The sequence below is a fragment of the Pseudarthrobacter albicanus genome (assembly GCF_018224015.1).
GTDB lineage: Bacteria > Actinomycetota > Actinomycetes > Actinomycetales > Micrococcaceae > Arthrobacter > Arthrobacter albicanus.
Map to the genome: position 1 here is coordinate 1 of NZ_JAGPOT010000132.1, position 9,135 is coordinate 9,135.

Below are 9,135 nucleotides of genomic sequence, written 5' to 3' on the forward strand. Positions count from 1 at the left end.
AAATCCCGGGCCCCGGCCTCTCATTCCCAGGCCGTCAGCGGGCCGCCCAAAGCTCCGAAGAGCGGCCCGGAAGCCGTATCCCATCTCCGGATTGCCCCTTGTTCAGCGCTCTCCTAGGGTGGGTCCTATGTCACGCCGGAACCCGGGAGCTGAATCCGCCATGGGCGTCAGGGCTGCCCGGGACCGCTTGTCGGCGACCCTTGCCGGGGCAGGGAATCCAGGGCGCCAGGTCGGCCGCGCCGCGGGGCTGCTGGATTTGCCGGAGCCGCCGCGTGCTTGTCCGCCCGGGGATCCCTGCGAGGCCGGCGGGTCCGGACGCACGGATGATTCCGGGTTCCCGGCCGGCGGCCTCCCCGGGCACCGGAGGGAGCCGATGCCGCCCTTGTCCACCAGGCTCAGGGGCCGTACCGGGCTGCGGCCCGCGATCCTGATCGGGGTCCTGGCCGCCGTGCTGGGCTGCTGGTTCTGGTGGCACGTCGCCACCGGCGCGCCGCAGGTGGTCCCGCTCAGTGAAGTGTCCCCCGCGGTCGTGGACAAGCCGACGGCGGCGGCCGGGGACGCCACTGCATCGGGAGGAGACCCGGCGGCGGGCACCGGGACGATCATCGTGCATGTTGCCGGTGCCGTGGCCCGGCCGGGCGTGGTGCGGCTGCCCCAGGGGAGCCGGCTGCATGAAGCCATCGCCGCGGCAGGCGGCGGCACAGCCGCGGCAGACCCGGACCGGCTCAACCTGGCCTCCGTGCTGGAGGACGGCCAGAAGGTCCTCGTTCCGGAACGCGGTGACCCGGGCCCGGCTGAGCCGGCACCGGGGGAATCGAGCGGGTCAACCGAAGGCGGCGCGGGTGGAAGCGGCGCGGGTGGAAGCGGCTCGGCCGCCGGCGGAAAGATCGACCTGAACACTGCGGGCGTCGAGGAGCTGGGAACGCTCCCGCGGGTGGGGCCGGTCCTGGCCCAGCGCATCGTGGACTGGCGCAAGCAGCATGGCCGGTTCAAGACGGTGGAGGAGCTGGATGCCGTGGACGGTGTTGGCCCGAAGCTGCTGGAAGCGTTGCGTCCCCTGGTCCGGGTCTGAGCGGGCCCGGGGCCTGACATGGCAGAACCCGGCCGCTGGCAGCGCTACGTGGACGCCGCCGTCAACGAACCCCGGACCGGCGGCGGATCCCGGGCCGGTTCCCCGGAGGCCGCCGGCCGCGGCGCCGTGCCCCGGCAGCCTGCGCCGGGATCCGGGCAGCCTGCGCCGGGATCACGGCGGCCCGCGCCGGGACAGGCGGGACCATCTGGCCATGGGCCGGAAATCCGCCGGCGGCTCCGTGGCCAGGTCCGGGACCGGCTCCGGGCAAGGCCGGGTGCGGATCCCGCGGTTCCGGCCGGGTCCGGGGACCGGCGCCGGACGGATCTGCGTCTGGTGCCCGCGGCGCTGCTGGTCTGGGGTACGGCCGTGGCCGGCAGCTGGCTCGCCCCGGCCGCGCTGGTGGCCCTGTGCGTGATCCTGGGGGCGTCCGCGGGGCTGCTGCTGCACGGATCGGGCGCCCGCCGACGAGTAGGACTCCGCGGCGGGAGGAAGGACAGGCAGGGGAACTACCGGCCGGGGACCGCGCGGTCCAGCGGCGGCCGGTCCAGCGGCGCCCGGTCCAGCGGCGCCCGGCCGTCGCCGGCGCGGAGTTTCCTGACGACCCTGGCCATGGCGATGCTGCTCTCCACGGCGGCGGGCGCCCACTCCGCCGTCGCCGCGTCCCTCCGCCATGAGGGTGCCCTGGCGGAGGCTGTCACCGCGCACGCCGCCGTCGTCATGGAACTGGAGATCGCGGGCGCCCCGCGGCAGCTCAGGGTGCCCGGGAGGTCCGGTCTCGCTGACCGCTGGGCCGTTCCCGCCACACTGCTGGTCATGTATGCGGAGGGCCGCCGGGTCCAGGCCGAGGCCGGCCTGCTGGTCATGGGAGGCGCGGACTGGGAACACCTTGTCCCCGGCCAACGGCTGCGGACGACGGGGAAGCTGAAGCCTCCCGATCCGGGGCAGGGCGGCGCCGGGATCCTGTCCGCTTCGTCCGCGCCGGAAACGCTCCGCGCCCCCGGCGGCTGGCAGCAGGGCCCGGGCATGCTCCGCAGGAGTTTCACTGCCGCCGCGGCCGGGCTCGGCGGCGACGCCCGCGGCCTGCTGCCCGGGATGGTCACCGGGGACACGGGCGCGCTGGACGCCGGGCTGGAGGCCGCCATGAAGACCGTCGGGATGACCCACCTGACGGCCGTGAGCGGAGCCAACTGCAGCCTCATCCTCGGGACGCTGCTGCTGGCCGCCCGCAGCCTGCGGTTTCCGCGGCCGGCGGCCGCGGCGGTTTCCTTGGCCGGGCTGGGGATGTTCGTGCTCATGGTCGGTCCGGACGCCAGCGTGCTGCGGGCCGCCGTCATGGGCGCGATCGGCGTGTCAGCCCTGGCCTTCGGCCGGGCAGGGCGCGGCCTGAGCTTCCTCTCCCTTGCGGTGATCGGACTGCTGCTCGTGGATCCGGCTCTCTCTCTGAGCTTCGGATTCCTCCTCTCCGTGCTGGCCACGCTGGGGATCGTCGTGGCCGGGCGCCGCATCATGGAGTGGCTGCCGGCCTCCGTGCCGCGATGGGCGGCGGCCGGCCTGGCCGTCCCGCTGTCCGCGCAGGTCTTCTGCGGCCCGGTGATCGTGCTGCTGCAACCCCAGTTCGCCGCCTACGCGCTGCCCGCCAACCTGGCCGCTGCCGTGCTGGTGCCCCCGGTCACGCTGCTCGGGACCGCGGCCGTTCCGCTGGTACCGCTGGTCCCGGCCCCCGCTGCGGCCCTGATGGCGGCTGCGGGCGCCTGCGCCGGCGGCGTGGCCGGCGTCGCCCGCTTCTTCGCCGGCCTCCCGGGGGCCGCGCTGCCCTGGCCGGAGGGAATTTTCGGCCTTTCCACGATGGCGCTGTTCTCCGTCGTCTGCCTCACGGCGCTCCGGCTGGCCCTGCACCCCGCCGCGGCGGTACGGCTGGCCGTTGCGGCGCACTCGCGCACCGTGGCCTTCCTCGACCGGGCGCAGGCCGGGCCGCCTGGCCGGCGCGGCCCGCGGGGAGGCCGCCGCCGCGGCTTGGTGGACCGGTCCCGGCGTGGCACGCTTAGAGTCTGCAAACCAACTTCCGGGAGGAATCGTCAGTGGCTGCTGCCCAGACCCAACGCGCCAGGACGTCGGCGTCGAACACGGCCACCTGGCGTGACGTGACCCCGGCCGCCGTCGTGCTCGTGGGCGGACCGGAGGACTATCTGGGCAGCCGGGCCATGGACCGCGTCCGTTCACAGGTACGCGCGGCGGAACCCGACGTCGAGGTCACCCGGCTCAACGCCGGCAGCTATGAACCGGGCTCGCTGGCCATGAATGTCAGCCCGTCGCTGTTCGGCGAGCACAAGCTCATCGAGGTCGAGGGGCTGGAAGCCATGAACGACGCCTTCCTTGCCGATGCCCTGAAGTATCTGGCGCACCCCGAGGCGGACGCCGTCCTGGTCCTCCGCCACGGCGGGGGAGTGCGCGGCAAGAAGCTGCTGGACGCCGTCAAGGCCGGCGGCTGGCCCGTGGTCGACTGCCAGCCACTGAAGAAGGACGCAGACAAAATTGCCTTCGTTGCGGCCGAATTCAGGGCAGCGTCCCGGCGGATCGATCCGGACGCCATGCACGCGCTGGTCAACGCCGTCGGAGCCCACCTGGCTGAACTCGCGGCCGCGTGCAGCCAGCTGATCGCCGACGCCAGCGCCGGAGTCGACGCCGCGATGGTGGACCGGTACTACGGCGGCCGGGTGGAAGCCACCGCCTTCAAGGTCGCCGATGCTGCGATGGCAGGCAACGCGCCTCTTGCACTGTCCACCCTCCGCCACGCCCTCGACACGGGGGCCGACCCCGTTCCGATCGTCGCGGCGCTGGCATCGAAGCTGCGCTCCCTCACCAAGGTGGCCGGAGCGCAGGGCTCCTCTGCACAGATCGCCAAGCAGTTGGGCATGCAGCCCTGGCTCGTGGAGCAGGCCCAGCGTGAGGTCCGGCGCTGGACTCCCGAGGGGCTCGTGCGGTCCATCCAGGCCACGGCGGAGGCCGACGCCCAGGTCAAGGGCCTCGCCAGGGATCCGGTTTACGCCGTGGAGCACGTCGTGACCGTGATTGCGGGTTCGGTCCGCCGCTGACACCCGAATGCGTGCCGGTGCGGCCCGCCTGACCGGGCGCGGAGGCGCTTAAACCGGAAGTGGCCGGCACCCAGGGGTGCCGGCCACAATCATCAGTTCAGCTGAACTGGAAACCTTAGAGTGCGTTGACCTTTTTGGAGATCGCCGACTTGCGGTTTGCGGCGTTGTTCTTGTGGAGAACGCCCTTGCTGACAGCCTTGTCCAGCTTGCGGCTGGCGTTAAGCAGGGCAGCGGCCGCAACATCCTTGTCGGTGGACTCAACGGCGGTGTTGACGGCGCGGATGGCCGTCTTCAGCTCGGACTTGACTGCGTTGTTGCGCAGGCGGGCCTTCTCGTTGGTCAGGATGCGCTTCTTCTGGGACTTGATATTAGCCACGTGTGAACTCTCTTTTTCAATGCGGAAAATGGTCTAGAGGGCTTTCAGATTGGCCATTGACTGAGCGGCGTGGGGATACCTATGGCGACCAACCATCTGTGGCCGTCGACCTGCACGGACACACAGCTGTCAATGGTAGCAGAGCCGCCGCCCCGGCAACTACGTCCAGCCGTGCCTGGCCCGCAGGGCTGCGGCGATGAGGCTGAACCGGGCGGCGTCGAGGATGGCGCCTTCACGCCGCACATCGGCCGGGTTGACCTGCAGGACGCGGTCCAGCTTCGCTTCGCTGGGACGCCGCTGGCGGTCCCAGAGGCCCGTGCCGATGTCCACGTAATCGTCCGAGCTGCGGGAGTCGCCGTCGTGGTCCTTGCTGGTCAGCATCAGGCCCAGCAGGTAGCGGCCGCTGCTGCCCACCAGCAGCACCGGCCGGTCCTTGCCCTGGGAATGGTCCTCCTCATAGGGGACCCAGGTCCAGACGATCTCGCCTGGTTGGGGGCGGCCGTCGGGAGCGGGCGCGTACCGGACGGCGGCGGTCCCCCGGAAGTCCCCGGGATACGTTCCGGTCAGTCCGGCGAGGGCGCCAGGCGCACCCGCGCCGGCAGGCTGCCCGGGACGCGGTTTCCCGGCGGGCCGGCGGGAGGGGGCCGGCGCGGAGCCGCCAGGCTTGCCGGCGCCGGCCTTGTCGAGGAAGCGCAGCGCGCTGCGGACTGCATTGCCGATCGAGCGTAGGTTCAGGGCCATGGGGAAACCATACCGGCAGGACCGCGCAGGAGTTGGATCCGGATGTACTACGGATGCACTCCCACGGGTCCGGACGTGGGAGACTGGTGGTTCAGATATGCGGCGTGCCGCGCGATGGCGACGTGCCATCCCCGCGCATCCGTGGAATGCCACCATTAATGCCAACAGTAAGGACCCTGCGTGTCTCCCATGGCCCGCACCGCCCCGGTGCCTGCCGCAACAGATCCGGCCATCATCCGGAACTTCTGCATCATTGCGCACATTGACCACGGAAAATCCACGCTGGCCGACCGGATGCTTCAGTACACCGGCGTCGTCCAGTCCCGTGACATGAAGGCCCAGTACCTGGACCGCATGGACATTGAGCGCGAACGCGGCATCACCATCAAGTCCCAGGCCGTCCGCATGCCCTGGGAACTCGACGGCACCAGTTACGCCCTGAACATGATCGACACCCCCGGCCACGTCGACTTCACCTATGAGGTCTCCCGCTCGCTGGCCGCCTGCGAAGGCGCGGTCCTGCTGGTCGACGCGGCCCAGGGCATCGAGGCCCAGACCCTCGCCAACCTCTACCTGGCGATGGAAAACAACCTCACCATCATCCCGGTCCTGAACAAGATCGACCTCCCGGCTGCGCAGCCCGAGAAGTATGCCGCCGAACTGGCCAGCCTGATCGGCGGCGACCCGGAGGACGTGCTGCGCGTGTCCGGCAAGACCGGTGCCGGCGTCGAACTGCTGCTGGACAAGATCGTCCGCGACCTTCCCGCCCCGGAGGGCGACCCCACCGCCCCCGCCCGCGCCATGATCTTCGACTCGGTCTACGACACCTACCGCGGCGTCGTCACCTACGTCCGCGTCGTGGACGGGATGCTGCACCCCCGCGAACGCATCCAGATGATGTCCACCCGCGCCACCCACGAACTCCTCGAGATCGGCGTGAGCTCCCCGGAGCCCACCCCCTCCAAGGGCCTCGGCGTCGGCGAAGTCGGCTACCTCATCACCGGTGTGAAGGACGTCCGCCTATCCAAGGTGGGCGACACCGTCACCAACCTTGCCAAGCCGGCCACCGATTCCCTCCCCGGCTATGCGGACGCCAAGCCGATGGTCTTCTCCGGCCTGTATCCGCTGGACGGCACCGACTACCCGGTGCTCCGCGATGCGCTGGAGAAGCTGATGCTCAACGACGCCGCGCTGGTCTACGAGCCCGAGACGTCCGCCGCGCTGGGATTCGGCTTCCGCGTGGGCTTCCTGGGCCTGCTGCACCTGGAAATCACGCGGGAGCGCCTCGAACGCGAATATAACCTGGACCTGATCTCCACCGCCCCCAACGTGGAATACGAGGTGACGCTGGAGGACAAGAAGATCGTCCACGTCACGAACCCCAGCGAATACCCCACCGGCAAGATCGCTGAAGTCCGCGAGCCGATGGTGTCCGCCACCATCCTTGCGCCGAACGAGTTTGTCGGCGCCATCATGGAGCTGTGCCAGAGCCGGCGCGGCGTCATGGGCGGCATGGACTATCTCTCCGAGGACCGGGTGGAAATCCGGTACCGCCTGCCGCTGGCCGAAATCGTCTTCGATTTCTTCGACATCCTCAAGTCCAAAACCCGCGGCTACGGGTCGCTGGACTGGAAGGCCGACGGCGAGCAGGTCGCCGATCTGGTCAAGGTGGACATCATGCTCCAGGGCGAGCAGGTGGACGCCTTCTCCGCCATCACGCACCGTGACAAGGCCTACGCCTACGGCGTGATGATGACCGGCAAGCTGCGCGAACTCATTCCGCGGCAGCAGTTCGAGGTGCCCATCCAGGCCGCCATCGGCTCCAGGATCATCGCCCGCGAAAGCATCCGCGCCATCCGCAAGGACGTGCTCGCCAAGTGCTACGGCGGCGACATCACCCGGAAGCGCAAACTGCTGGAAAAGCAGAAGGAAGGCAAGAAGCGGATGAAGATGGTGGGCCGCGTCGAGGTCCCGCAGGAAGCCTTCATCGCCGCCCTCACCACGGACGAGTCCAAGGACAAGGCCAAGAAGTAGCCATGCCTAGCGTTCTTCCCCTGGGCGACCCGGCGCCGCCGGACGGGCTGCTGCCCGGCCAGGCGCTGGAGGGCGCCGCGGAACGGGCCTTCGGGCTCTACGTCCACATCCCGTTCTGTGCCGTGCGCTGCGGCTACTGCGATTTCAACACCTACACGGCCACCGAACTGGGCGGCGGGGCATCGCAGGATGCCTACGCCACCACCGCCGTCGCGGAAGTGGACTTCGCCGCCAGGGTCCTGAAGGACTCCGGCCTGCCGGCGCGGCCGCTCGGGACCGTGTTCTTCGGCGGCGGAACGCCCACCCTGCTCCCCGCCGAAGACCTGGCCCGGATCCTGGCCGCAGCGATCGCCGCGTGGGGCCTGCAGCCCGGCGCCGAGGTCACCACGGAAGCGAACCCGGATTCCGTCACGCCCGCATCCCTGCACATGCTGGCCGGCGCCGGGTTCACCCGCGTCTCCTTCGGCATGCAGTCCGCCGTGCCCCACGTCCTGAAGGTCCTGGACCGCACCCACACCCCCAGCCGCGTGCCCCAGGCGGTGCAATGGGCCCGTGACGCCGGCCTCGCCGTCAGCCTGGACCTGATCTACGGGACGCCGGGGGAGTCGCTGGACGACTGGCGCTGCTCGCTGGAGACGGCACTCTCCTACGGCCCGGACCACATCAGCGCCTACGCGCTGATCGTGGAGGACGGCACCAAGCTCGCCGCCCAGATCCGACGCGGCGAAGTTCCCGGCATCGACGACGACGACCACGCGGCCAAATATGAACTCGCCGACGAACTGATCACCGCCGCCGGGCTGGGCTGGTACGAGGTCAGCAACTGGTCCCGCACCCCGGACCAGGCCTGCCGGCACAACCTTGCCTACTGGCGCGGGGACGACTGGTGGGGGATCGGGCCCGGCGCGCACTCACACGTCGGCGGTGTGCGCTGGTGGAACGTCAAGCACCCGACCGCGTACGCGGGACGGCTCGGTGCGGGGGTATCGCCGGCCGCCGGACGCGAAACGCTCGACGCCGAAACCCGCAACGTGGAGCGCATCATGCTCGAAGCCCGGCTGGACTCCGGTCTGGAGATCGCAAGCCTGGGTGGACTGGGGGACACCGGGCGACACGCCGTCGCCGGGCTCATTGCCGACGGCCTCGTGGATCCTGCCGCGGCCTTCAAAGGCCGGCTGGTCCTCACGCTCAGGGGCCGGCTGCTCGCCGACGCCGTCGTCCGCCGGATCCTGCCGGACTAGCGGTCCCCGGCCTGCGCCCCGGTTGGGCCAGCGGCCGGATCCGGCCGCCGCTACCTGTAGGGCGGGAGTGCTCCATCCTTCAGGGTGGAGGTGAATCGCCCCTAAGGGGACCGGGGTGGGTGGTTCTGGTTCTCGATGTGCTGCTTCACAGCATCAGGAGGAGCGCCGCCGGCGGAACCGGCGGAACAGGATGCAGACGAAGGCTTCTGCGCGCGCCGGTAATGCTGCACCAGGTCGGGGGGCTCCTGCCTGAGCCTCCTGGACGACACCCGTTTCCGGGGGTTGACCAGTTTCGCCAGCGCGACCCTGGGCGGGAAGTGCACGGGCAGGTGAACATGGTTGGATTCGCCGTTGACCTCGACGAGTTCCACCTCAAAATCCGTGCACGCATCCCGCAGAATTTCCTCCGACCGCACCGGATGCTCCTCCCCGAAAACGCGGTGCCTGAACTTGGTCACGGACACCAGATGCGCGTGCAGCAGAAAAGCACAATGGCGCCCGGTACGAATATCCTGCGAAACAGTCATAGCCCGGCGATACATTTGCTGCATGCTTCGGTATCGTTACCGGGTTTACCCG

Annotated in this window: 8 protein-coding genes; 5 read left to right on the plus strand and 3 right to left on the minus strand. The window is 70.2% G+C overall.

Features of this window, described 5'->3' with window-relative positions; all coding sequences use genetic code 11:
• The first annotated feature begins 382 nt into the window (after positions 1 to 382).
• The 3 genes from J9611_RS20415 to holA are packed head-to-tail and all read left to right on the plus strand — an operon-like array spanning position 383 to position 4,164.
• Positions 383 to 1,072, plus strand: coding sequence for a ComEA family DNA-binding protein (locus J9611_RS20415; protein ID WP_246528107.1), 690 nt, complete (start codon positions 383 to 385; stop codon positions 1,070 to 1,072).
• Positions 1,073 to 1,090: 18 nt separating this feature from the next.
• On the plus strand, positions 1,091 to 3,217 hold the full coding sequence (locus J9611_RS20420) for a ComEC/Rec2 family competence protein (RefSeq protein ID WP_211882931.1): 2,127 nt from the start codon (positions 1,091 to 1,093) through the stop codon (positions 3,215 to 3,217).
• The gene (holA, locus tag J9611_RS20425) at positions 3,151 to 4,164 is read left to right on the plus strand and encodes a DNA polymerase III subunit delta (RefSeq protein ID WP_211882933.1); all 1,014 of its coding nucleotides are present in this window, start codon (positions 3,151 to 3,153) and stop codon (positions 4,162 to 4,164) included. The genes J9611_RS20420 and holA overlap by 67 nt, the downstream gene beginning before the upstream one ends.
• A 115-nt stretch (positions 4,165 to 4,279) precedes the next feature.
• On the opposite strand, the gene rpsT is transcribed toward holA, so the two are convergent.
• Together rpsT and J9611_RS20435 are read right to left on the minus strand one after the other, a co-directional pair.
• On the minus strand, positions 4,280 to 4,540 hold the full coding sequence (rpsT, locus tag J9611_RS20430; RefSeq protein WP_211882935.1) for a 30S ribosomal protein S20: 261 nt from the start codon (positions 4,538 to 4,540) through the stop codon (positions 4,280 to 4,282).
• A gap of 159 nt (positions 4,541 to 4,699) precedes the next feature.
• Positions 4,700 to 5,281: a type II toxin-antitoxin system PemK/MazF family toxin gene (locus J9611_RS20435; protein ID WP_211882937.1), complete on the minus strand. Its 582-nt coding sequence runs from the start codon at positions 5,279 to 5,281 to the stop codon at positions 4,700 to 4,702.
• Positions 5,282 to 5,461: 180 nt separating this feature from the next.
• Between J9611_RS20435 and lepA the strand changes: the two genes are divergently transcribed.
• The gene (gene lepA / locus J9611_RS20440; RefSeq protein ID WP_211882939.1) at positions 5,462 to 7,315 is read left to right on the plus strand and encodes a translation elongation factor 4; all 1,854 of its coding nucleotides are present in this window, start codon (positions 5,462 to 5,464) and stop codon (positions 7,313 to 7,315) included.
• A 2-nt stretch (positions 7,316 to 7,317) separates the two neighbouring features.
• Positions 7,318 to 8,556, plus strand: a complete 1,239-nt coding sequence (hemW, locus tag J9611_RS20445) for a radical SAM family heme chaperone HemW (RefSeq protein ID WP_211882941.1) — start codon at positions 7,318 to 7,320, stop codon at positions 8,554 to 8,556.
• Between the two features lie 101 nt (positions 8,557 to 8,657).
• Here hemW and tnpA read toward each other — a convergent pair whose 3' ends face one another.
• On the minus strand, positions 8,658 to 9,107 hold the full coding sequence (gene tnpA, locus J9611_RS20450; RefSeq protein WP_211882942.1) for an IS200/IS605 family transposase: 450 nt from the start codon (positions 9,105 to 9,107) through the stop codon (positions 8,658 to 8,660).
• Between the last annotated feature and the right edge of the window lie 28 nt (positions 9,108 to 9,135).